Origin of the sequence: Mesorhizobium sp. M1D.F.Ca.ET.043.01.1.1 (assembly GCF_003952385.1) — a bacterium.
Taxonomy (GTDB): Bacteria; Pseudomonadota; Alphaproteobacteria; order Rhizobiales; family Rhizobiaceae; genus Mesorhizobium.
Map to the genome: position 1 here is coordinate 6284128 of NZ_CP034444.1, position 24083 is coordinate 6308210.

Annotated in this window: 18 protein-coding genes, 2 tRNA genes and 1 pseudogene; 16 read left to right on the forward strand and 5 right to left on the reverse strand. The window is 64.2% G+C overall.

The window, feature by feature from the left end; all coding sequences use genetic code 11:
• Window positions 1-376 precede the first annotated feature (376 nt).
• Window positions 377-451, reverse strand: a tRNA-Asn gene (locus EJ067_RS30085).
• 218 nt (window positions 452-669) lie between these two features.
• On the opposite strand from EJ067_RS30085, the gene EJ067_RS30090 reads away from it, so the two are divergent.
• The 6 genes and pseudogenes from EJ067_RS30090 (at window position 670) to EJ067_RS30115 (ending at window position 7711) form a co-directional block, all read left to right on the forward strand.
• Window positions 670-930 carry a hypothetical protein gene (locus EJ067_RS30090; RefSeq protein WP_126088761.1) on the forward strand — a complete coding sequence of 87 codons (261 nt, stop codon included), beginning with the start codon at window positions 670-672 and terminating at the stop codon, window positions 928-930.
• 174 nt (window positions 931-1104) lie between these two features.
• Window positions 1105-1178, forward strand: a tRNA-Cys gene (locus EJ067_RS30095).
• 126 nt (window positions 1179-1304) lie between these two features.
• Window positions 1305-1978, forward strand: a pseudogene (locus tag EJ067_RS30100) (protein-L-isoaspartate O-methyltransferase).
• 183 nt (window positions 1979-2161) lie between these two features.
• Window positions 2162-3556 carry a TolC family outer membrane protein gene (locus EJ067_RS30105; protein ID WP_126088762.1) on the forward strand — a complete coding sequence of 465 codons (1395 nt, stop codon included), beginning with the start codon at window positions 2162-2164 and terminating at the stop codon, window positions 3554-3556.
• 236 nt (window positions 3557-3792) lie between these two features.
• The gene (locus EJ067_RS30110; RefSeq protein ID WP_126088763.1) at window positions 3793-4605 is read left to right on the forward strand and encodes a PopZ family protein; all 813 of its coding nucleotides are present in this window, start codon (window positions 3793-3795) and stop codon (window positions 4603-4605) included.
• A gap of 322 nt (window positions 4606-4927) precedes the next feature.
• A complete protein-coding gene (locus EJ067_RS30115; RefSeq protein ID WP_126088764.1) occupies window positions 4928-7711 on the forward strand; it encodes a valine--tRNA ligase in 2784 nt (927 codons plus the stop codon).
• Here the strand turns inward: EJ067_RS30115 and EJ067_RS30120 are convergent.
• Window positions 7708-7989, reverse strand: coding sequence for a hypothetical protein (locus tag EJ067_RS30120; protein ID WP_126088765.1), 282 nt, complete (start codon window positions 7987-7989; stop codon window positions 7708-7710). The two genes, EJ067_RS30115 and EJ067_RS30120, sit on opposite strands and share 4 nt — an antisense overlap.
• Before the next feature lie 82 nt (window positions 7990-8071).
• Between EJ067_RS30120 and EJ067_RS30125 the strand changes: the two genes are divergently transcribed.
• The 3 genes from EJ067_RS30125 (at window position 8072) to EJ067_RS30135 (ending at window position 12151) form a co-directional block, all read left to right on the forward strand.
• Window positions 8072-9322: an OmpP1/FadL family transporter gene (locus EJ067_RS30125; protein ID WP_126089796.1), complete on the forward strand. Its 1251-nt coding sequence runs from the start codon at window positions 8072-8074 to the stop codon at window positions 9320-9322.
• Between the two features lie 290 nt (window positions 9323-9612).
• Window positions 9613-11337, forward strand: a complete 1725-nt coding sequence (ilvD, locus tag EJ067_RS30130) for a dihydroxy-acid dehydratase (RefSeq protein ID WP_126088766.1) — start codon at window positions 9613-9615, stop codon at window positions 11335-11337.
• Window positions 11324-12151, forward strand: a complete 828-nt coding sequence (locus EJ067_RS30135) for a tetratricopeptide repeat protein (protein ID WP_126088767.1) — start codon at window positions 11324-11326, stop codon at window positions 12149-12151. Before ilvD ends, EJ067_RS30135 begins: the two co-directional genes overlap by 14 nt.
• Before the next feature lie 445 nt (window positions 12152-12596).
• Here EJ067_RS30135 and xth read toward each other — a convergent pair whose 3' ends face one another.
• From xth to erpA, 3 genes are read right to left on the reverse strand one after another with little or no spacing between them, the layout of a single operon-like run.
• A complete protein-coding gene (gene xth, locus EJ067_RS30145; RefSeq protein ID WP_126088768.1) occupies window positions 12597-13391 on the reverse strand; it encodes an exodeoxyribonuclease III in 795 nt (264 codons plus the stop codon).
• A gap of 7 nt (window positions 13392-13398) precedes the next feature.
• Complete coding sequence (locus EJ067_RS30150) at window positions 13399-13791, reverse strand: VOC family protein (RefSeq protein WP_126088769.1); 393 nt, start codon at window positions 13789-13791, stop codon at window positions 13399-13401.
• 6 nt (window positions 13792-13797) lie between these two features.
• A complete protein-coding gene (gene erpA / locus EJ067_RS30155; RefSeq protein WP_126088770.1) occupies window positions 13798-14145 on the reverse strand; it encodes an iron-sulfur cluster insertion protein ErpA in 348 nt (115 codons plus the stop codon).
• A 70-nt stretch (window positions 14146-14215) separates the two neighbouring features.
• Here erpA and EJ067_RS30160 point away from each other — a divergent pair, with 70 nt between their 5' ends.
• From EJ067_RS30160 to EJ067_RS30190, 7 genes are all read left to right on the forward strand, one after another.
• The gene (locus EJ067_RS30160; RefSeq protein ID WP_126088771.1) at window positions 14216-15433 is read left to right on the forward strand and encodes a deoxyguanosinetriphosphate triphosphohydrolase; all 1218 of its coding nucleotides are present in this window, start codon (window positions 14216-14218) and stop codon (window positions 15431-15433) included.
• 62 nt (window positions 15434-15495) lie between these two features.
• Complete coding sequence (gene argS, locus EJ067_RS30165) at window positions 15496-17253, forward strand: arginine--tRNA ligase (protein ID WP_126088772.1); 1758 nt, start codon at window positions 15496-15498, stop codon at window positions 17251-17253.
• A 103-nt stretch (window positions 17254-17356) separates the two neighbouring features.
• Window positions 17357-20914, forward strand: coding sequence for an SPOR domain-containing protein (locus EJ067_RS30170; protein WP_126088773.1), 3558 nt, complete (start codon window positions 17357-17359; stop codon window positions 20912-20914).
• A gap of 133 nt (window positions 20915-21047) precedes the next feature.
• On the forward strand, window positions 21048-22067 hold the full coding sequence (gene nagZ, locus EJ067_RS30175; RefSeq protein ID WP_126088774.1) for a beta-N-acetylhexosaminidase: 1020 nt from the start codon (window positions 21048-21050) through the stop codon (window positions 22065-22067).
• 63 nt (window positions 22068-22130) lie between these two features.
• Window positions 22131-22931, forward strand: coding sequence for a ScpA family protein (locus EJ067_RS30180; RefSeq protein WP_126089797.1), 801 nt, complete (start codon window positions 22131-22133; stop codon window positions 22929-22931).
• Window positions 22928-23683 (forward strand): SMC-Scp complex subunit ScpB, encoded by a 756-nt coding sequence (scpB, locus tag EJ067_RS30185; RefSeq protein ID WP_126088775.1) that lies wholly within the window; start codon window positions 22928-22930, stop codon window positions 23681-23683. Before EJ067_RS30180 ends, scpB begins: the two co-directional genes overlap by 4 nt.
• Before the next feature lie 180 nt (window positions 23684-23863).
• On the forward strand, window positions 23864-24082 hold the full coding sequence (locus tag EJ067_RS30190) for a twin-arginine translocase TatA/TatE family subunit (RefSeq protein WP_095815328.1): 219 nt from the start codon (window positions 23864-23866) through the stop codon (window positions 24080-24082).
• The last annotated feature ends 1 nt before the right edge of the window (window position 24083 follow it).

Genomic DNA, 24083 nt, shown 5'->3' on the forward strand with positions numbered 1-24083 from the left:
AGGCAGTCAGAAGTCCCCGTGCGGTCTCGGACGACAAAAGAGCCGCCAAAAGGGCCGAAGCCAACAGCACCGCAGGCAGGCCGAACAGAAGCTTACGCGACATCATTGTCCCAACCTCACACACGCCGGTGTCGATATGGAACAGCGTCTTTGCGCGCCGGCATGCTTACAGTTCTGGCATCAAAAACCGTGCCAAGCCTGCCCGTGCGAGCGAGGAACCAGCGTTTTGGGACGTTCTCAGTTTAGCGAAAGGATTTTCGCGTCGAGTCTCGAATGGCGTCCGAGAAATGGGCTCATGACAGGTTCGATGTTGCCCTGTGCCGGGCCAGAGGCGATGTATCAGGAGAGGGAAACTCACCTAAAACCTTGGAAATGTTGGCTCCCCGGGCCGGATTCGAACCAGCGACCAACCGGTTAACAGCCGGTTGCTCTACCACTGAGCTACCGGGGAACGGAGGCTCTGATGTGAGTGGCGCAGCCTATAGCAAACACCTTTCGGCTTTGCAAAGCAGCAATTCGTAATTTTTCTCCAGTTTTTCGTGCGGCCATTTGTGGCATCGTTTCGGCGTGCCCACATATGAACCGCTTCACACCGGCACGGAACAAAGCGGCCGGTTGTCGCCTTTGGTAGCTATGGCCTCGGCCATTGCAGACAGGATCTGGTTTTGAATGACGGCAACTGACGACGATAACGGCCCGGCGCGCAAGATCACGGTATTCGGCCGCGAGTTCACGATGCCGCGCTCGCGGGGATTGCGGATCGCGATCGGCGTGCTGCTCACCGTCGGCGGGATTCTGGGCTTCCTGCCGATTCTGGGTTTCTGGATGGTTCCTCTGGGCCTGCTGGTGCTGTCCTACGAATTCGCGCTGGTGCGTCGCCACAGGCGGCGCTTCGTCGTCTGGTGGCAACGCCGGCGGCGGCCGGATTGAGAGCCTGCCTGGAGGCGGCCGGCGAGCTCCGGCGGCACCGTCGGGACCGGCGGCAAGCGATTGGCAACCACTGTCTTGGATGACGTATGGAAAGCGCCGGGAATGACTTGCCGGCGCTTGACGACCTTTCACGGCCAACATAATGAGTTCGCTCGGAACGCCGGGAGCATGGAAGGCCTCGTGGCGGAGTGGTTACGCAGAGGACTGCAAATCCTTGCACCCCGGTTCGATTCCGGGCGAGGCCTCCAATGCCCGGACTCCGGCGCTGTCGCGCCGGAGTGCCAGGTTCCGGTCGAATTTGCCCGCGGACTTTGCCTGAGAATTGCGTTGGGCGCGGGTAGCGAATTGGGCGCGGAAAGCGGGTTGGTTGGAACATGAACGCTGATTTCTCCGAACGCCGCGTGAAGATGGTCGATGGCCAGATCCGCACCACCGACGTGACCAGCGCGCCGCTGATCGAAGCCATGCTGTCGGTGCCGCGCGAGGCTTTTGTCGGCGCCGGGCAGCAGGACCTGGCCTATATCGACGAGGACATCCGTGTTTCCGCCGGCGTCAACGGCGGCGGCGCCCGCTACATGATGGAACCGTCGCCGCTCGCCAAGCTTTTGCAGCTGGCCGAAATCAGCGACGGCGATTCGGTGCTCGATATCGGCTGCGGCACCGGCTATTCGGCCGCTCTGCTCTCCCGAATCGCAAAATCGGTGGTTGCGCTGGAAAGCGATCCGGCGTTGGCCGAGGCCGCGAAGTCGACGCTGTCGGCGCTGGATTGCCAGAACGTGACGGTGGTGACCGGGCCGTTGCCGCAGGGTCATGCCGCGAAGGCGCCCTATGATGTCATCTTCATTGGCGGCAGCGTCGAGGAGGTGCCGGCGGCGCTGCTCGACCAGCTCGCCGAGGACGGGCGGCTGGTTGTGGTCGAAGGCCAGGGCAACTCCGGCGTGGCCCGGCTATTTTTCAAGGCCGGGGGGTTGTAACCGGAAGACGGGCATTTAATGCGGCAATTAAGCCACTACCGGGCTTCGAACGTGTCCATGCGTTCGAATTTTAAGCGGTTTTGCCTTGCAGCGAAGGCGTGGTCATGATCGCTTGCGCTTGAACAATCGTTGCTGATTTGCTTTCCAGGGTTTCGGGGGCAGTCAGCGGGGGAACGAGAAACAGCGCGGCGCGGGCCGATCCGAAAGGGTGGGCTGGCGTGGCGTGGTTCCCATGCAAAACGAATGAGGGATAATACGTGCCGCCCCTACGCAAGACTTTTCTAACAGCCATGCTTGTTTCGGCGACCGCGCTTTCGCCGCTGGCCGCATCCGCCGAAACGATTACCGGCGCGCTCGCCAAGGCGTATCAATACAACTCGCAGCTGAACTCCGCCCGCGCCGGCACCCGTGTCACCGACGAGGGCGTGGCTATCGCCAAGTCGGGTTACCGCCCGACGATCAAGGGATCGGCAAGCATCGACTACACAAGCAGCCACTCCAACAGCCTGGGTCAAACCTTAAACATAACCACAGGCAACTTCGGGGTTGAGATCGACCAGACGCTGTTCGACGGTTTCCAGACCAAGAACAATGTCGCTGCCGCCGAGGCCCAGGTCAGCGCCTCGCAAGAGAGTTTGCGCAACTCCGAGGAGAACATCCTGTTCAACGCGGCCAGCGCGTACATGGATGTGATCCGCGATCGCCAGATCGCGGTGCTGACCGAACAGAACCTGCAGTTCCTGACCGAGCAGGCGCGCGCCGCACGGTCTCGCTTCGAGGTCGGCGAGGGTACGCGCACGGACGTCGCGCAGGCCGACGCCTCGCGCTCCACGGCCGTGGCTCAGCTTAGCGCAGCCCGCGCGACGGCGCTTGCCAGCGCGGCTACCTACCACCAGATCGTCGGCGACGAGCCGGGCAGGCTCAAGGCGGCCGCGCCGGTAGGGAAGCTGTTGCCGGGCAGCCTCGATTCGGCCTTCACCATTGCCGCCGCCGAGCATCCGGCCATCCTTGCCACCGAGCATCTCGTCGACGCCGCGGCGTTTTCGGTGAAGTCGGCTGAAGGGGCGCTTTTGCCGCAGCTTTCCGCCAGTGCCGGAATTTCGAGCCAGTACCGCAACACCACGCCTGGCACTTTCGCGTCGTCCGCGTCGGAAGGGACGACCAATTCGGCCAATATCGGCGCCACGCTCACCGTGCCGATCTATTCGGGCGGCCGCACCTCCGCTCTGGTTCGCCAATCGAAGGAATCGCTCAGCCAGGCGCGCATCGAGGTCGACGTCAGCCGTGACCAGGTGCGCCAGGCGGTGGCCTCGGCGTGGACGCAATACACCGCCGCGCGCGAAAGCGTGGATGCCAACCGTCAGGTGATCGCCGCCGCGCAGCTGGCGCTCAACGGCGTCATCGAGGAGCGCAATGTCGGCCAGCGGACTACGCTCGACGTGCTCAACGCGCAGAACGCCGTCATCACCGCCAAGATCAACCAGGCCAGCTCCGAGCGCGATGTCGTCGTGGCGAGCTACGCCATCCTGTCGGCCATCGGCCGCCTTTCGGCCGACCGGCTCGGCCTGGCGGTCACGAAGTACAAGCCTGAAGAGCACTACAACGCCGTCAAGGACAAATGGATCGGGCTGCGCACGCCGGACGGCCGCTGATCCTTTTTTAATTCCAAATGCGCCGCGTGTCCGACGGATGCGCGGCGCTTTTGCATTTGAAAGTCGACCAGTCCGGCTGCGGGCAGTGGAGGCCGCTAATCTGTTGAAATCCAACGTCTCCCCAGATTGGGGATTCTCGGATGGCGATCGGTCGGTTACGCTGTTGCCATTGATTCGAATTCCGGCCCGGCCGAAATCGAAATCTGCAATGGGTCACAAGGGCGGCGGATGTGACGATGGCGACGGCAAGCAGCGCACAGCGCGAACCCTCGATGGAAGAGATACTTGCTTCCATCCGGAGGATCATCGAGGACAGCGATACCGGCCGCAAGCAGCCGGCGGCGGACAGCGATGACCTGCGGCAGGACCTCCAGCCGGCGGCGCCGACCGCCGATGTTGACGCCTTCCGTTCCGAGCTGAATACGGAATCCGCTCCCAGGAAGCCGGTGAGTCTGGCGGAGATACAGGCCCAGCTTGCGGCGTCCGATCCGGCGCCCGCGCGCGCCGAGCCGCGCCCCGAACCCGTGAAGGCCGCGCCATCGCCCACCACCCTGGCGGAAGTCGGGGCCAGGGTCGCCGCCGAGGCCGACACGCCGGCGGTTGCGGGGGGCGCTGCAAGCGCGCCGCAAAGCGCCGATAGCATCGTTGCCGACTGGCGGCGCGAGATCGCCGCCGTCGGCGGAAGCTCCGTCAAGGCGAAGGCGCCAACCCGCGAGCCGGAGATTGCGCCCGAAGTCGAGATCGACCAGGAGGATCTTGCCCCGCCACCTGTCGAAGCCACGACGACCGGCACGGGTTCAGGGCCGTCCTCGGTCGACGCCCCGCCGGCGCGGCCGGCGATCCTGTCCGAGCATGCGGGCCGTCAGGTCGCGGCGGCGTTCGGCGAGCTTTCGGATGCTTTCGCCAGCCGCAGCAAGAAGACCTTCGACGAGATGGCCGAGGAGATGCTGCGGCCGATGCTGCAGGACTGGCTCGACAACAACCTGCCGACGCTGGTCGAACGGCTGGTGCGCGAGGAAATCGAGCGCGTGGCCCGCGGCGCGCAATGATTTCGCTGAACCGTTCAAGGTGAAATCCGCCGCCACCGGACGGCGCTTTCGTTTTCCGGAACATGCGGCCCTGAAGCACGTCTCCCGAAAGTGGGAACCGGCTTCGGGACAAGGACATGCGTAAGATCAAAAATCCAAAGCGCGTAGAGCGATTCCGAAAGATCGCGCCGCGCTTTAGGATCGATTTGCGATAAGCGATGGGATTGCCGCCGACCGCGGCAGGCCTATCTGGGCGAGGTGGGCCTATCCTTCTCGCGGTTGACTCGACCAAGAGCTTCCGATTTACAGCGGACGCTTGTTCCCGACAGTTCGGACTTCCTCCATGCTTGATAAAACCTACGACGCCAAGACCGTCGAGCCGAAGATCGCCAAAATCTGGGAAGAGGCCGACGCTTTCCGCGCCGGCGCCGGCGCCGAGGAAGGAGCGGAAGCCTTCACCATCGTCATCCCGCCGCCGAACGTCACCGGCTCGCTGCATATGGGCCATGCGCTCAACAACACGCTGCAGGACATACTGGTGCGCTTCGAGCGCATGCGCGGCAAGAATGTGCTGTGGCAGCCCGGCATGGATCATGCCGGCATCGCCACGCAGATGGTGGTCGAGCGCCGGCTCATGGAAAGGCAGATCCACCGCCGCGATCTTTCGCGCGAGGAGTTCATCGAAAAGGTCTGGGAGTGGAAGGCCGAATCCGGCGGCGCGATCTTCAACCAGCTGAAGCGGCTTGGCGCCTCGGCCGACTGGAGCCGGGAGCGTTTCACCATGGACGAGGGCCTGTCCAGGGCAGTGCTGGAGGTCTTCGTCACGCTCTACAAGGAGGGCCTGATCTACAAGGACAAGCGCCTTGTGAACTGGGATCCGAAGCTGTTGACGGCCATCTCCGATCTCGAGGTCGAGCAGCACGAGGTCAATGGCAATCTCTGGCATTTCCGCTATCCGGTCGAAGGCGCGGCGTTCGACCCTGAGAACCCGAAGACATTCATCACCGTCGCCACGACGCGCCCCGAAACCATGCTCGGCGACACCGCGGTGGCCGTGCATCCGGACGACGAACGGTTTCGCGACCTGGTTGGCAAGAACGTCATCCTGCCGATCGTCGGCCGGCGGATCCCCATCGTCGCCGATGAATATTCGGACCCGGAGAAAGGCTCAGGCGCGGTCAAGATCACGCCTGCGCATGACTTCAACGACTTCGAGGTCGGCAAGCGCCACAAGCTGCCGGCGATCAACATCCTGACGGTCGAAGCCAACGTCAAGCTCAAGGACAACGAGGACTTCCTCGCCGGTCTCGAGGTGACGCCGGAGCGCCAGGCCGTCTGGGACGAGCTCGACTGGCTGGACCGCTTTACGGCGCGCAAGAAGGTCGTCGAGCTGATGGAAGCCAGCGGCTTCCTGGAAAAGGTCGAGCCGCATCGCCACACGGTGCCGCATGGCGACCGCGGCGGCGTGCCGATCGAACCGTTCCTCACCGACCAGTGGTATGTCAACGCGGCCGAGCTCGCCAAGCCGGCCATCGCCTCGGTGCGCGAGGGCCGTACCAACTTCGTGCCGAAGAACTGGGAGAAGACCTATTTCGACTGGATGGAGAACATCCAGCCCTGGTGCATCTCGCGGCAGCTGTGGTGGGGTCACCAGATTCCGGCCTGGTATGGGCCGGACGGGCGCGTCTTCGTCGAGAAGACCGAGGAAGAGGCGCTTGCCGCGGCGATCGAATATTATCTGGCGCTGGAAGGTCCGTGGAAGGCCTGGGTCGAGGACAAGTTGGAGAATTTCCAGCCGGGCGAGATCCTGTCGCGCGACGAGGACGTTCTCGACACCTGGTTTTCCTCGGCGTTGTGGCCGTTCTCGACGCTCGGCTGGCCCGACCGGACGCCGGAGCTGAAGACCTACTACCAGACCGACGTGCTGGTGACCGGCTTCGACATCATCTTCTTCTGGGTGGCCCGCATGATGATGATGGGCCTGCATTTCATGGACGAGGAGCCGTTCCATACCGTCTATGTCCATGCGCTCGTGCGCGACAAGAACGGGCAGAAGATGTCGAAGTCGAAAGGCAACGTCATCGACCCACTCGATCTGATCGACGAGTACGGCGCGGATGCGCTGCGCTTCACCTTGACCGTGATGGCGGCGCAGGGGCGCGACGTGAAGCTCGACCCGGCGCGCATCGCCGGCTACCGCAATTTCGGCACCAAGCTCTGGAACGCGACGCGCTTTGCCGAAATGAACGAGGTCGCGCGCAACGACGATTTCTGGCTGAACGACGCCAGGCTCGCGGTCAACCGCTGGATCCTGACGGAGCTGACGCGGGCGGCGCGCGCGATCACCGAGGGCATCACCAGCTATCGCTTCAACGAGGCGGCGGGCGCCGCATACCGGTTCGTGTGGAACCTCTTCTGCGACTGGTATCTGGAACTGCTGAAGCCGGTGTTCATGGGCACGGACGAGGCCGCCAAGGCGGAGAGCCGGGCCTGCGTCGCCTTCGTGCTCGACGAGATCTACAAGCTGCTCCATCCGATGATGCCGTTCATGACCGAGGAGCTGTGGGCGCAGACGGCGGGCGAAGGCAAGGAACGCGCCTCGCTGCTTTGCCACGCCGCCTGGCCGTCGCCCGACTTCGAGGACGACGACGCAGCCGCCGACATCAACTGGCTGGTTGATCTCGTTTCAGGCATCCGCTCAGTGCGTTCGGAAATGAACGTGCCGCCGGCGGCGATCGCACCCCTGGCGGTGATCGGCGCCAACGCCGTGACACGCGAGCGGCTCGAACGCCACGACCAGGCGATCAAGCGCCTGGCGCGCGTCGGCAGCATATCGCTGGCGGAAGCGCCGCCCAAGGGCTCGGCACAGATCGTCGTCAACGAAGCCACCGTCTGCCTGCCGCTCGGCAGCCTGATCGACCTTGCGGCCGAAGCCGCGCGGCTGCAGAAGGAACTGGCCAAGGTGACCGAGGAGATCGCCCGCCTGCACAAGAAGCTTTCGAACGAGAAATTCGTCGCCAACGCGCCCGAAGAGGTGGTCGAGGCCGAGCGCGAAAAGCTTGCCGAATATCGCGAGGCGCAAGAGAAACTTTCGATCGCGCTGACCAGGGTTCGCGACGCCGGCTAAGGGCCAAGATTCGTGTGTTTCAGGAGCCGCTTAAAGCGGCTTCGTTGCCTCGAAAACAGGTATTCCGCAGCGTTAATTTTGACGTAAACGGAAAGTTTCGGCCCCATTGTTGCCATAATGTAACAATCGGCCCAATTCCCCTCAAAATCGCCCGTTTTGGCGTTGTTTTGGGCGGATTTTGCGATTTTTTCCCGACACTCGATCCCAGTTGAGCCAGTTTTTGAGCTCAATTTGGGGTCGGCGACAATGGCGAAAATACGAGCTGTCAACGTATACATGTACAGCTCGCGAATTCGTTGTTGCGCCGTTAACCCGAATTGGTTCTAGCTTGACCCACTCGTGTTTCGGGGAGGGATTTCCATGAACATTTTGCGTCTGAAAGCACTGCTGGGGGCAGGGTGCTTTTCGATTGCTTTGATCGGCGCGGCAATGCACCCGGCGCATGCCGGCGGTATCGAGCGCGGCGGTTATGATATCGACCTTCTGTTCGATCCGGCGCCTTTCGCGACGGAAGCGGAAGCGACCTATGTGATGCCGAACCGTAAGCTCAAGAACGGAGTGGACACCAACCCGCTCGATGGCAACATCACTGCTCTCGGCAGCTCGACGAATGAAAGCGCGGACTATTGGGTGCCGCACATCGGCGCGAAGGCCCAGATCGTCCAGGGCGTCGACTGCATGGTCGACTATTCGCAGCCTTGGGGGGCGCATACGACACCCGGTCTCTGGGCCGGCGCCCAGTCCAATATGGAAACCGATATCAAAAGCGACAGCTACGGGGCGACCTGCTCCTACAAGATGGACGCCGGCAAAGGCCAGCTTCGCTTCATCGGCGGTGTCTTCTACCAGAAGGTCTACGGCTTCAAGGAGGATTTGGTGTCGCCGCTGGTGCCCAACTTCGCGGGTACTGGCCGGGTCGATTTGACGAGCAGCGGCTGGGGCTGGCGTGCCGGCATCGCCTATGAAATCCCCGACATCGCGCTGCGCGCTAGCCTCGTCTACAACTCGAAGGTCAAGCTCGACAATATCGAGGGCACGCTGGACTTGACGAACGTCGGCGTGGGCGTGATCCCGATCTACGGCTCGACCCAGTACATGCCGGATGTTGTGGAACTGAAACTTCAGTCCGGCATCGCACCTGGCTGGCTTGCCTTCGGTTCGATCAAGTGGGTTAATTGGAGCACGTTGCAAAGCGTCCCGATCTGCCCGGTGGGTGTTCCTTCGTCGCTCTGCTTCACCGGCAACGCCGCGTCTGGTTCGCAACAGGTTACATCGCTGGATTTGATGTATCGTGACGGCTGGACGGTTTCTGGAGGCATCGGCCACAAGTTCAACGATCAATGGAGCGCTGCCGGCCAGCTCAGTTGGGACCGTGGCACGTCCCATGGCTATGGCTCGCAGACCGATACCTGGACCTTTGGTGGCGGCGTTGCCTACACTCCGCGGCCAAACATCGAAGTTCGCCTCGCCGGCGCGATCGGCGTCATGACCAGCGGTCATTCGGGGATAGTGAATGGCGAGAACGGCTACCAGGCCGGCACGGAGGTCAGCTACGACTTCGGCAACGATCTGGTCACCGCGCTTTCCGGCGGCGTGAAGATCAAGTTCTAAGGGACTGAAAATTCAGGAAAACGGCCGGGCATCGCCCGGCCTTTTTTGTTGGGCAATCGGCTGTCCGGCCTGACCGACCGACGCGCTGTTGCAGGTTGGTGCCACAGCCGGCGCCCCTCACGATTGTGACGTTTCAGCAACAGTTTATGAACAACCCCTGCGCTAGAAGTCTTGCCGAGGGAACTGCCCATTTCCCGCCATAAACCCGGAGCAACTCGAATAGGTCTCGGGATGCGTGCCAGGTTGGCCCGGCGATGGGGCGGGCCGCGGGGTGTGCGGCAAGGACGAGTATGGACGCCAAGGCAATCTCCAAGGCCAAGCTGCCGAGCCGCCACGTGACCGTTGGTCCGGCGCGCGCGCCGCATCGCTCGTATCTCTACGCCATGGGATTGTCGGCGGCCGAGATCGCGCAGCCGCTGGTCGGCGTCGCCAGCTGCTGGAACGAGGCGGCGCCCTGCAACATCTCGCTGATGCGCCAGGCGCAGGTGGTCAAGAAGGGCGTGGCGGCCGCCAACGGCACGCCGCGCGAATTCTGCACCATCACCGTTACCGACGGCATCGCCATGGGCCACCAGGGCATGAAGTCGTCGCTGGTGTCGCGCGAGGTGATCGCCGATTCGGTCGAGCTCACCATGCGCGGCCATTGCTATGACGCGCTGGTCGGGCTTGCCGGCTGCGACAAGTCGCTGCCCGGCATGATGATGGCGATGGTGCGACTCAACGTGCCGTCGATCTTCATCTATGGCGGCTCGATCCTGCCCGGCAGCTATCGCGGCCGGCAGATCACCGTGCAGGACGTGTTCGAGGCGGTCGGCCAGCATTCTGTCGGCGCGATCGGCGATGACGAACTGCTCGAGATCGAGCAGGCCGCCTGTCCGTCGGCGGGTTCCTGCGGCGCCCAGTTCACCGCCAACACCATGGCGACGGTCGCCGAGGCGATCGGCCTGGCCTTGCCCTACTCCTGCGGCGCACCGGCGCCCTACGAGATGCGCGACCGCTTCAATTTCGCCTCCGGCGAAAAGGTCATGGAACTGATCGCCAAAAACATCCGGCCGCGCGACATCGTCACCCGCAAGGCGCTGGAGAATGCCGCGACCGTCGTGTCGGCCACCGGCGGCTCGACCAACGCGGCGCTGCACCTGCCGGCGATCGCGCATGAGGCCGGGATCAAGTTCGACCTCTTCGACGTGGCGGCGATCTTCGAGAAGACGCCTTATATCGCCGACCTCAAGCCCGGCGGCAAATATGTCGCCAAGGACATGTTCGAGGCCGGCGGCATTCCGCTCCTGATGAAGACGCTGCTCGATCACGGCTATCTGCACGGCGACTGCATGACGGTCACTGGCCGCACTTTGGCCGAAAACATGGAGCACGTTGCCTGGAATGACAGCCAGGATGTTGTGCGTCCCGCCAATCGGCCAATCACCAAGACGGGCGGCGTTGTGGGCTTGAAGGGCAACCTTGCCCCCGAAGGCGCGATCGTGAAGGTCGCCGGCATGTCGGAGCTGAAATTCTCAGGCCCGGCGCGCTGCTTCGATTCGGAAGAGGAGTGCTTCGAAGCGGTCACGCAGCGCAATTACCGGGAAGGCGAGGTTCTCGTCATCCGCTACGAGGGGCCGCGCGGCGGTCCGGGCATGCGCGAGATGCTGTCGACGACAGCGGCGCTCTACGGCCAGGGCATGGGCGGCAAGGTGGCGCTGATCACGGACGGGCGTTTTTCCGGTGCTACGCGTGGCTTCTGCATCGGCCATGTCGGGCCGGAGGCGGCGGTCGGCGGTCCGATCGGGCTCATCAAGAATGGCGACGTGATCTCAATCGATGCCGTGAAGGGCACGATCGAGGTAGCTCTGTCCGATGCCGAGCTGGCGGCACGGGCAAAGAGTTGGAAGGCGCGCAAGACCGACTATCAGTCCGGCGCGATCTGGAAATATGCGCAGACCGTAGGGTCGGCCCGCGACGGCGCGGTCACCCATCCGGGCGGTGCGAAAGAAACACACTGCTATGCGGACATTTGAGGTGTTGAGGTCGTCTGTCTTTTCGGCACTGGTCGCGGTTGCGACCTTGGGCGCCGTCGGGCAGGCCATGGCCTTCGACGACAAGGTGTTCGACGACAAGACCGGCGTGAAGCCGCAGTCGAGCCCGTGGGCGGTGTTCCAGTTCGGCTTCTCCGCCTACAAGAACGGCCACAAGGACCAGGCGGTCGAGGCCTACAAATATGCCGCCGAGAACGGCCAGATCGGCGCCACCTGGAAGCTTGCGCGCATGTATGCCGAAGGCGACGGCGTGGCACGCGACGACTATGCGGCTTTCAAGTTCTTCTCGGAGATCGTCGACCAGGATGTCGAGCCCGGCTCGCCGGAGGAAAGCTATGTCTCGGACGCGCTTGTCGCGCTCGGCGACTATCTGCGCAAAGGCATCCCGGGCAGCCCGGTCGAAGAAAACGAGGTTGCGGCGCAGGAATACTACATGCGCGCTGCCGCCAATTACCGCAACCCGAACGCCCAGTTTGAGATCGGCCAGATGTTCTTGAAGGGCGAGGGCGGCGTGAAGGCCAGCGTCAAGCAGGCCGGGCGCTGGCTGCAGTTGGCAGCCGAAAAAGGCCATGCCGGCGCGCAGGCGACGCTCGGCAATCTGTTGTTCCAGAGCGGCAAAGTCGTGCGCGGGCTGGCGATGATGACGGCCGCGCTCGAGCGCGCTCCGCCGGCCGACCAGCCCTGGATCCGCAGCATGCAGGAAGAGGCCTTCGCCGCCGCCGGCGAAGCCGACCGCCGCACGGCGATTTCGCTGGCCGACGACATCCTGACCAAAGGCAACAACGGCGACCAGTAGGCAGCGGCTGCCAATCTCCTCCTCAAGAGGAAGTCGCCGAGCCTAACCGCTACGCACTTTTCCTGGAATTGCTCTAGTTATCGGTCGGCTCTGTCGGCGCTGTGCTTGGGGGCGGCGTCGAGATCGATGTGGAGTGGAGTTTTGGGGTGTCCCCGGGCACTTGTCCTTGATCTTCGTCCAGGACGTGTTGTTGAGAACCATGTCGCAGCGGGCGAGGTGGCTTTCGCCGGCAACGGTCAGACAGGCCGTCTCACCGACCTTGAAGGATTTGCCGTTGGCAAGGCACTCCGGGGCCGCGAGCGCCGGCGCCGGCACGGCGAACGCCAGCGCAAGGCCAATCGGGCAAAGAACAGATCGGATCACCATCGAACCCCCGCAACAATCCGCATCCAACGCGCGATTTGTGGCGATATCAGGGATCGGCGAGGGTCGGTAAGCAGCGCCTTCAGGCCGGCTGCAGGTCGAGATCGATCGCCACCGGCACGTGGTCGGAGGGTTTTTCCCAGGCGCGCACGTGTTTCTCGACCGAGGCCGAGGAAAAGCGGTTGGCGGCTTCGGGCGACAGCAACAGATGGTCGATGCGGATGCCGTTGTTCTTCTGCCAGGCGCCGGCCTGATAGTCCCAGAAGGTATAGACATCGGACGAATCGGTGACGGCGCGAACGGCCTCGGTGAAGCCGAGGTTCTTCAGCCGTCGGAAGGCCTGCCTCGTCTGCGGTTGGAACAGCGCGTCGCCGAGCCAGTTCTCGGGGAACCTGGCGTCGGCGCGCTCGGGAATGACGTTGTAGTCGCCGGCCAGCACCAGCGCTTCCTCGAGCCTCAACCGTTCTTGCGCCCAGCGTTCGAGCCTCGCCATCCACGACAGCTTGTAGGAGAACTTCCTCTCGTCGTCGATCGGATTGCCGTTCGGCAGATAGAGCGAAGCGACGCGCAAGGACCCTTTGTCGGTCGAGAAGACGCCTTCGATGAAGCGCGCATGGTCATCGGCATCGTCGCCGGGCAAACCGCGATTGACTTCGTCGAAGGGCAGCTTCGACAGGAGCGCGACGCCGTTGAAGCTCTTCTGGCCGTTGGTCTCGACATTGTAGCCCAGCGCCTCGATCTCGGCGCGCGGGAACTGATCGTCGAGCGTCTTGATCTCCTGCAGGCAGACGATGTCCGGCGCGCTCTCGGTCAGCCAGTGGGTGAGGTTGCCGATGCGGGCGCGAACGCCGTTGATGTTCCAGGTGACGATCTTCATGCGGACCTCAATGTTCTTCCGGCGCTAGGCGCTCGACGAGGCCGATCGTATTGCCTGCCGGGTCCTTTAGGAAGGCCATCCATTCGCTTTCCCCCGCCGCACCGAACCGGCCCTCGGTGTCGCGATGGACGAGTGCCGGCGGTGCGGTGAAAGGAACGCCGGTCGCCTTCGCCTCGGCATGGAAAGCCTCGAGATCGGCAATGTCGAGATAGACGGTGCCGGGCGGTACGCCATCGGCAAAGAACAGCCGCACATCGCCGGCCATGATGAAGGCAATGCCCGGCGGATCGTAGCGCGCATGCACGCTCATGCCGAGCACGCCCTGCCAGAAGGCCAGCGTCGCATCGAGATCGCGCCCGGCCGACAGCGCGACCTGACGGACCGCGCCGATTGCAGGCATCGGAAATCAGATGGAGAAACTGGTGCCGCAGCCGCAGGAAGCGACGGCGTTGGGGTTCCTGATCTGGAACGACTGGCCCATCAGGTCGTCGACGAAGTCGATCACCGAGCCGCCCATATAGACCAGCGAGAGGTCGTCGATCAGGATCGTCGCGCCATCCTTCTCGATGGCGACGTCGCCGTCGTTCGCCCCTTCGACCAGATCGAACTTGTAGGAAAAGCCGGAGCAGCCGCCGCCTTCGACGGAAACGCGCAGAGCCGTCTTGCCCGGTTCGCCGGACAGGATCCTGGCGATCCGCTTCGCGGCCGCTTCGGTCATCTCGACCTTCATGGCAGTCTTGGCATCCGCGCCCATCGGCGTCACCTTGCTTTCGGTTTCCCATGATAGGTATGAAGCGGGCGGGGGCAAGTCAACTGGTGGGCGAATGGGCAAGGATGCTCTCGGCGATATCGGATTCGGCTACCGGCCGCGCGCCGTCTATGCGAGCGACCCGGCGCAGTCGCGCGGCCGGCTGTTCGACGAGCCGGAAAGTCCGACGCGCACGCCGTTCCAGCGCGACCGCGACCGCATCATCCATTCCACCGCCTTTCGCCGGCTGAAGCACAAGACGCAGGTGTTCGTCGCGCATGAGGGCGATCACTATCGCACCAGGCTGACGCATTCGATCGAGGTGGCGCAGATCGCGCGTGCCCTGGCGCGGGCGCTGCGCGGCGACGAGGATCTCGCCGAAGCGGTCGCCCTGGTCCATGATTTCGGCCACACGCCTTTCGGCCACACCGGCGAGGAGGCGCTTAACGAGAAAATGGCCGGCTGGGGCGGGTTCGACCACAATGCGCAGTCGCTGCGCGTCGTCACGCGCCTCGAGCGGCGCTATGCCGAATTCGACGGGCTGAACCTCACCTGGGAGACGCTGGAAGGGCTGGTCAAGCACAATGGGCCGCTGACCGACGACAGCGGAAGGGGCTTGAAGGGGCCCGTGCCGCAGGCGATCCGCGACTATTCCGAACTGCACGACCTCGAGCTCGACCGCTTCGCCGGCATCGAGGCGCAGTGCGCGGCAATCGCCGACGACATCGCCTACAACACGCATGACATAGACGATGGCCTGCGCGCCGGTTTCCTGACGCTCGACATGCTCGAGGACGTCGGCCTGCCGGGTTCGATCTTGAAGGGCGTGCGCGCCCGCTATCCGCAGCTCGACGACGTCCGCACCGGCCACGAGCTGATGCGCCGGCAGATCACATTGATGGTGGAGGACGTCATTGCATCGGCCAAGGCCAATATCGAGCGCCTCAAGCCGGACAACGCCGATGCGGTGAGGGCGGCGGGCGAGACGCTGGTGACCTTCTCCGCAGGCATGGCTGCAGCCGAAAAGGAACTGAAGGCTTTTCTCTACAAGCATCTCTACCGGCACGCCGAGGTGATGCGCGTACGCGCCGATGCCGAACAGATCGTCCGCGACCTGTTCGATGTCTATTTCGCCGACCCGCGTGCCATGCCGGACGGCTGGCGCGAAGGGCTCGACAGAGCCGAGGATCGCATCAAGGCGCGCAGCGTCGCCGATTTCCTGGCCGGCATGACCGACACCTACGCGCTGAAGGAGCACAGGCGTCTGTTTGACCATACGCCCGATTTGAGCTAGGGCGAGCCACGATTTTGCCGGCCAAGCAGCCGGTCGCCTCTTTAAAGCCCAGAGCACACCCAATGAATATCTTCGCCGATTTCAACGCGCGGATCGTAAAAGCTGTCGAAGCCCTTGATCTGAAAGACAAGGACGGCGGAGCGCTGGACCTATCGCGCATCGCGGTCGAGCCGCCGCGCGACGCGAGCCACGGCGACCTTGCCACCAATGCGGCGATGGTGCTGGCGAAGCCCACCGGCCAGAACCCGCGCGCTTTGGCGGAAAAGCTGGCCGAAGCGCTGCGCGCCGATACCGATATTGCGTCCGCCGACATTGCCGGGCCGGGCTTCGTCAATCTGAGGCTCAAGGACGGGTTCTGGCAGGCGCATCTGGCGGCGCTGCTCGGCGAGGGCCGCAACTATGGCCGCTCCATGATCGGCGGCGGCCGCAAGGCCAATGTCGAATATGTCTCGGCCAATCCGACCGGCCCGATGCATGTCGGTCATTGCCGCGGCGCCGTCGTCGGCGACACGCTGGCCAATCTGATGGCCTTCGCCGGCTACGACGTGACCAAGGAATACGTCATCAACGATGCCGGCTCGCAGATCGACGTGCTCGGCCGCTCGGCGATGCTGCGCTATCGCGAGGCGCTCGGCGAAGGCATTGGCGAGATCCCGCCCGGCCTCTATCCGGGCGACTATCTGATCCCCGTCGGCCAGTCGCTGGCCGAGGAGTTCGGCCTCGGCCTGCTGGAAATGCCGGAAGAGGAAGCGCTGGCAATCGTCAAGGACCGCACGGTCGGCGCGATGATGGCGATGATCCGCGAGGATCTGGCGCTGCTCAATGTGCATCACGACGTGTTCTTCTCCGAACGCACGCTGCATGCCGACAACGCCAAGAAGATCCGGGCGGCGATCGCCGACCTGACGCTCAAGGGGCATATCTACAAGGGCAAGCTGCCGCCGCCCAAGGGCGAGAAGCCGGACGACTGGGAAGATCGCGAGCAGACGCTGTTCCGGTCCACCGCGGTCGGCGACGACATGGACCGGGCGCTGGTGAAGTCGGACGGCTCGTTCACCTATTTCGCCGCCGACGTCGCCTATCTCAAGGACAAGGTCGAGCGCGGCTTCGTCGATCTCATCTACGTGCTCGGCGCCGACCATGGCGGCTACGTGAAGCGGCTTGAAGCGCTGGCGCGCGCGGTTGCCGGCGACACGGTCAAGCTGGCCGTTCTGCTGTGCCAGTTGGTGAAGCTGTTCCGTGACGGCGAGCCGGTCAGGATGTCGAAGCGGTCGGGAGATTTCGTCACGCTGCGCGACGTGGTGGAGGAGGTCGGCCGCGACCCGATCCGCTTCATGATGCTCTACCGCAAGAACGACGCGCCGCTCGATTTCGACTTCGCCAAGGTCACCGAGCAGTCGAAGGATAATCCCGTGTTTTATGTCCAATACGCCTCGGCGCGGTGCCATTCGGTGTTCCGGCAGGCAAGCGAGCAATTGGGCGAGGCGAATTTCGATCGCGACCGGCTTGTGGCTTCGGTCGCGTCGCTGACTGACGAGGGCGAGATCGGCCTCATCCGTAAGCTGGCTGAATATCCACGGCTGATTGAATCCGCGGCGCTTGCGCTGGAGCCGCACCGGCTGGCATTCTATCTCTACGATCTGGCGTCCAGCTTCCACGCACACTGGAATCGGGGCACCGACAACCCGGACTTACGTTTTGTTAAGGTTAACGACCCACAATTGACGTATGCCAGACTAGGGCTGGTGCAGGCTGTTTCGGATGTTTTGACTTCCGGCCTGACGCTGATAGGAGCTGATGCGCCTACCGAAATGCGTTAGGTTTGACTAAAAAACCTGTCACCTTTTGCCCACATTGCGCTGGTAAGGGCCAACCCTGCGCGACGTCCATGGCGTCCGACTGTGTGCGAGTTCGGGAACAATAATGGCAGACAGAACCCAGCTGAAAGCAGCCGCAAGCAACCACATCGCCGACGACGATCCGTTCGCGGAACTGACCCGGATCATGGGTTTCGACCCGCGTCAGCCGGTCAGGCCGCAGACGCCAGCGGCCGCAAAGGCTCCGCCCGCAAACCAGGCTGCGGAGGAGGCCGATTTCGACATCGACCTCGAAAAGGAGATGATGGGCGAATTCGACGCCGTCAAGGAAGACGCGCCGGCCATGCAGCACAAGCCGGCCAACTTTGCTCTCACCGACGATGAGATTGCCGCGTCCTTCGAGCGGGACTTTGTTTTTGACGACGCAGCGGATCATGCCCATTTTGCCACGCCCCATGCGCCGGAGCCGGTCGCCGACACGACCTCCGACGACAGGGACGATGATTCCGGCAGGGACGATGATTCCGGCAGGGCGGTCGTGAGTTCCCTGGAAGTCTCGCCGCTGCAGGATGACCTTTCCATCGACCGGGAAATGGCGGCCTCGCTGGATGAGGGCTTCCGGATCGACGATGATGCGGCCGACGCGAACCAGGGCGCCGCCGCGCCTGAGGTTGTCGAGGCCGCCGTCGCTGCGCCTGCGGCCGAAACGGCGTTCGATGCCGAATTCGACAACGCGGTCCAGATGTCGCTCGAGGACGAGCTTGCGTTCGACGACAGTGAGATCGAGCAGCCCGAAACCGCTGACGTTCAGCCGATCGAGGCTCACGCCGTTGCCGACCGGCCGATCGCCGACGAAGATTTCGACAGCCAGTCCGATGAGGCCCGGCTTGATCAGGCCGACGTCGACATGGATCACGATCAGCCGCAGGACCTGATCCTGGAACAGGAACTGTCGGTCGATGACAGTGAGCCGCAGGCGATCGAAGCGGCGCATGTCGCTGCCGATCACGAACCTGCCGCCGATCCGGAGCCCATGGCCGACCACGAAGCCGCGGCGGATCCGGTCCTCGAACACGATCTCGAGCTCAGCTTCCGTGACGCCCTGGCCGAGGAGCCGGAGGCTCCCGCTGTCGAACCTGAACCCGTCGCCGACCATGAGGCCGCGGCCGATCAGGTCCTTGAAGACGATTTCGAGCTCAACTTGGCCGACGCCGAGGAACCGGAAGTTCCCGCTGTCGAGCCTGTCGCCGCAGCCGAGCCGTCTTTCGAGGAGCCTGCTCAGGCCGTGACGGCTCCGGTTCCGCCAGTTGCGGCGGTCGAGCCGGCCAAGCCCGCCGCGACCGCTGGCGAGCGAAGCCTGGAAGACGAACTCAACGCGTTGCTCGGCGCCATGACCGCGCGACCCATTCCGGTTGCGCCGGCTCCGGTTGCTTCCATTCCGGTCGTTCAGGCCCCAGTCGCCCCGGCTCCGGTCGCCCCAGTTTCCGCTCCGGCACAGCAGCCGGCCAGCTACACGGGCGATCAGGCCGCTGCTGCCGATGATCTCGATTGGGATCTGGATGGGGACAAGCCTGAGCGCAACGAGCAGACCGACCAGCCTGCCGATGCCGATGTCGATACGCTGTTCGCCGGCGAACTCGACCGGCAGGGCTTCGAAGACTTCGCGGCTGAGCAGGACGCCGAACCGAGCATCGATTTCGATGATGAGGCTTTCGATGCGGCTTTCGCCAAGGGCATCGAGCAGGACCTGCCAGCGGCCGAGCCGTCCCGGTCGTGGAGCCGGGTGACCCCGGTCGCCGCGCCCGCGCAGGCGTCGTTCGCGCCGCAGCCGCCTACGGCCTCGGCGCCGCAAATGGCTGCTCCCGCCTATCGTGAGGAGCCGGCGGAGGACTACTTGGCCTACGCCAAACCGGCTTCGTCGCCGCAGATGGCGGCGCCGGCCTATCATGACGAGCCGGCGAAGGACTATTCCGCTTACGCCAAGCCAGCCGCGGCGCCGCAGCCCCGCCATCAGGAGGAAATGCCCGATGTCGAGACGGTCGACGTGCCGGAGCGCGTTGTGGCGCTGGCCGACGATCTCGATATCCCGGAGCTCAGCTTCGAGGAGGATCAGCCGGCGGCACCCGCCTACGATGATCTCGACGCCGAGTTTGCCGGCCTGCTCAGCGAGATGAACGCGACCGAGATCGCGGCCGCTCCGGTGCAGAGCCGGGGCTATGACGACGATTCCTACAATGCCGGATTCAAGACTGGCTACGATCGTCACGAGCTGCGCGCCGAGACGCCCGCCGCGCCTGCGGCCTCGTCCTATGCCGCGGCCGCGAGCGCGTTCGATGCCGATGATTTGCCCGGCAGCCGTCCTGTCTCTCAGGCGGACGATTTCGCCGCAGACGAGCTCGACTACGATCCCGAACTCGACGAGGCAATGACTGTGCCCGGCCTTGCCGAGCGCGAAGCCGCGAAGCCGCGCAGCCGCAATCTGATGGTCGCCGCGCTTGTCGGCGCAGCGGTGATTGCCGGCGGCCTCGGCGCTCTCGCCTTCTCATTCGGCGGCAAGGGCGGCAGCGAGGCACCCGTGATCGTGAAGGCCGACAATTCGCCGATCAAGGTCAAGCCGGAAAACCCGGGCGGCACGGTGGTGCCGAACCAGGACAACAAGGTCTATGACGCCGTGGCCAAGGGTGGGACGGCCAAGTCCACCGAACCGGTGCAGCAGAAGCTGGTGACCAATGTCGAGGAACCGATCGATGTTGCGTCGAAGGAACCGCCGCAGAGCCGGATCGTCGACCTTTCGCCTGACGACACCGATGCCGCGCCCGGTACCGACGCAGCGGCCAGTCCGAAGGCGGCAGCGCCGGCTTCCGACGCAGCGGCGCCGGATGCAGCAGCGCCGGCTGCCGCCCAGGCCGCCGCGCCTGCAGGCACACAACCGGCAGCCCCGGCGCCGAAGTCGGAGGACCGCATCGCCCAGGTGCTGCAGGAGGCCGACAAGGGGACCAGCAACGATGTCGTCGCCGTGGCGCCGCGCAAGGTCAAGACCATGATGGTGAAGCCTGACGGCTCGCTGGTTCCTCGCGAGGACCCGGCTCCTGCGCCGCAAGTCGCGGCGACCGAGCCGGCCGATCCGGCGCCACAGCACGTCGCCGCGGCCGGACAGGGCGATGCCCAACCGACGGGAACCGTCACGCCGGCGACCGACCAGGCTGCCGATCAGGGCGCGGATGACCAGAGCGATACCGCCAAGCCGGCCGTGGCAGCGAAGCCCGCTGCCGCTCCGAAGGCTGAAGCCAAGGCCCAGTCGGCCAACACGCCGGCGAAGGTGCCGGTGGCCCCGCCGCGCCCCTCCGACCAGCCGGTCGACATCGTTGGCGAGGTCAAGCCCGACAAGGTCGCCTCCATCGATCCGGCGGCAGCAGGCGGCGGCTCGTGGTCGATGCAGGTCGCTTCGCAGCCGACGGTCGAAAGCGCCCAGTCGACCTACCAGGACCTGCAGCGCCGCTACGGCAGCGTGCTGTCCGGGCGCACCGCCAACATCGTGAAGGCGGAGATCGCCGGGAAGGGCACTTTCTACCGCGTCCGCGTGCCGGCGCAGTCGCGCAACGACGCGATCAATCTGTGCACCAGCTACAAGGCGGCCGGCGGCACCTGCTTCGTGTCGCGCTGATCGCGCTGAACCATTCAAAGCCGGCGCCGCCGCGGGGCAGCGCCGGCTTTTCGTTGTGGACCGTTCCCGGCATTCAGGCGGCAGCGGGCAGGGGTGATTCCCATTGCGTTCCCAAAGGCCTAAGGTTCCGTTCATGACCGAATCAAAATCCATGATCCTCGGCTGCGCCGGGAAATCCCTCACTGAAGATGAAATCCGTTTCTACAGCGACGAACGTCCCTGGGGCTTCATCCTGTTCGCGCGCAATGTCGGCGAGACCGAGCAGATCCGCGACCTGGTCGCCTCGATGCGCGACTGCGTCGGACGCCCGGACGCTCCGGTCTTCATCGATCAGGAAGGCGGCCGGGTGCAGCGCCTGCGGCCGCCGCTGGCGCCGAACTATCCTGCAGGTGGCGCGCTTGGCGCCCTTTGGCGCGACGATCGCGAGGCCGGCCGCCGCGCCGCGTGGCTGCTCGCGCGACTTCACGCCTTCGATCTGCTGCGCCACGGCATCACCGCCGACTGCCTGCCGGTGCTCGACGTCCCCATCGCGGGCGCCAGCGATGTCATCGGCGCGCGCGCTTACGGCATGGAACCCAATGCCGTGATCGAGCTTGGCAAGGCTTCGGCCGAGGGCTTGATGTCGGGTGGCGTCCTGCCGGTTATGAAGCATATTCCCGGCCATGGCCGAGCCTTTGCAGATACGCATTTCGCGCTGCCGACGGTCGACACGCCGCTCGCCGAGTTGCGGCAACATGATTTCGCCCCGTTCAAGGCGCTCAAACACCTGCCGATGGCGATGACGGCGCATGTCGTCTACAGCGCCGTCGACCCGGACAATCCGGCGACGACCTCGGCCAAGGTCGTCGACGAGCTGATCCGCGGCGAGATCGGCTTCGACGGGCTCTTGATGAGCGACGACACCTCGATGAAGGCACTTTCTGGGGATTTCCCAACAAAGGCTGCCTCGATCCTTGCGGCCGGCTGCGATCTGGTCCTTCACTGCAATGGCGTTTTCGAGGAAATGTCCGGCATCGCGTCGCGCACGACGGTACTCGAAGGCAAGTCCCTGGCAAGAGCGGAGCGGGCGCTGACCTATATAAAGAGCCGCGACGTCGCCGAAGAAAGCGCGATACGCGCGGAATTCGCCACCTATTTCGAAGCGGTGGCCTGAACCGAAGGGATAGAAGGGCAAGTGGCGGAAACATTGGACAGCAAGGCCGCGAAGGCCGCACCGATGGACCGTCTGTGGGCCGAGAACGACGATTCACGTCTGACCGGCGACCCGTCGCTGGTGGTCGATGTCGCCGGCTTCGAGGGACCGCTCGACCTTCTCCTGCATCTGGCGCGCAATCAGAAGGTCGATCTGGCGCGCATCTCGATCCTGGCGCTCGCCGAGCAGTATCTGGCCTTCATCGAGAAGGTGAGGGCGCTCAGGCTCGAGCTCGCCGCCGACTACCTGGTAATGGCGGCGTGGCTCGCCTTCCTCAAGTCGAAGCTTCTGATCCCGAAGCAGCCGGGCGAAGAGGGCGAGAGCGGCGAGGAACTGGCGGCGGTGCTGCAATTCCGGCTGAAGCGGCTGGAAGCGATGCGAGACGCTGCAGCTCGGCTGGTCAACCGCAACCGGCTCGGCCGCGACGTCTTTGCGCGCGGCATGCCGGAAATGGTGATCGTCGAGAAGCGCAACGCCTATTCGGCCTCGCTCTACGACCTTTTGACCGCCTATGCGCAGCAGCGCCAGCGGCAGGCGATCAACAACGTGACGATCGCCCGCCGCGCGGTGTGGTCTCTGAAGGACGCGCGCGACGTGCTGGCGCGGCTGGTCGGAACGATTGGCGACTGGACGGCGCTGGACAGCTTCCTCATCCAATATCTGGCGACGCCGGAAGAGAGGCGCACGGCAGTCGCCAGTTCCTTCGCCGCGACGCTCGAAATGGTACGCGAGGGCAAGCTGGAAGTGCGGCAGGATCAGGTTTTCGCGCCGATCTACCTGCGCGGCCGCGCACAAGGGGTTAAGGCAGTCGAGGTGGTATCATGAGTGAACGCGCCAACGCTTCGGTCATTCCGTTCAAGGTCGAGGACGAGCCGGAAGACGAGATGGCCGAACAGGGTTCCATCGAGAACCCCGCCGAGCGGCTGCAACTGTCGGAGGCCGTCCGCATGGCCGAGGCGATCATCTTCGCCAGTGCCGAGCCGGTCAGCGAAAGGCAATTGGCGGCGCGCCTGCCAGAGGGCGTCAACATCGCGGCGGCAATGACCGATCTGCAGGAAATCTATGCCAAGCGCGGGGTCAACCTGGTGCGGGTCGGCGACGCCTGGGCGTTCCGCACGGCCGGCGATCTCGCTTTCCTGATGAGCCGGGACTCCGTGCAGCAGAGAAAGCTTTCGCGCGCGGCACTCGAAGTGCTGGCGATCATCGCCTATCACCAGCCGGTGACGCGGGCCGAGATCGAGGACATCAGGGGCGTCGAGACCTCCAAGGGCACGCTGGACACGCTCTTGGAAACCGAGTGGGTGAGGATGCGCGGCCGGCGCCGCACGCCGGGCCGGCCGGTGACCTACGGTACGACCGATGCCTTCCTCGACCATTTTGCGCTGGAGGAAGTCCGCGATCTGCCCGGCATGGAGGAACTGAAGGGCGCTGGGCTCTTGTCGACGCGCATGCCGTCCAACTTCTCGATGCCGGTGCCGCCGGCCGATCCGGACGCGCTGGCCGAGGACGAGGATGCGCTGACCGACATCGACCTCGAGGAGCTCGGATTGCTCACGCCGCGCGTCACGGAAGAGTGACCCGCGAATTCGGCTCGATTGGTCTATTAGCAGGGGCTGCGCGGATTCGTAGCAAGGCGCTCACGCCGAAAGTGCGTGACATCCGCCAGCCATTTTATCAACTTCATTGCGGTTGTGTTTGAATCCCTGAGCGAAAACGCATAGATCATCGCCGAGGGAAACCGTTCGAGAGAGATTGTTATGGGTTCGTTTTCGATTTGGCACTGGATGATCGTGCTGGTCATCGTGCTTCTGGTGTTTGGCCGCGGCAAGATTCCCGAACTGATGGGCGACATGGCCAAGGGCATCAAGAGCTTCAAGAAGGGCATGGCCGACGACGACGTTGACGACAAGCGTACCGTCGAGCATCGTGCCGACGAGACCGTTTCGCCGGGCAAGGAAAAGGTCAGCAAGAGCTGAG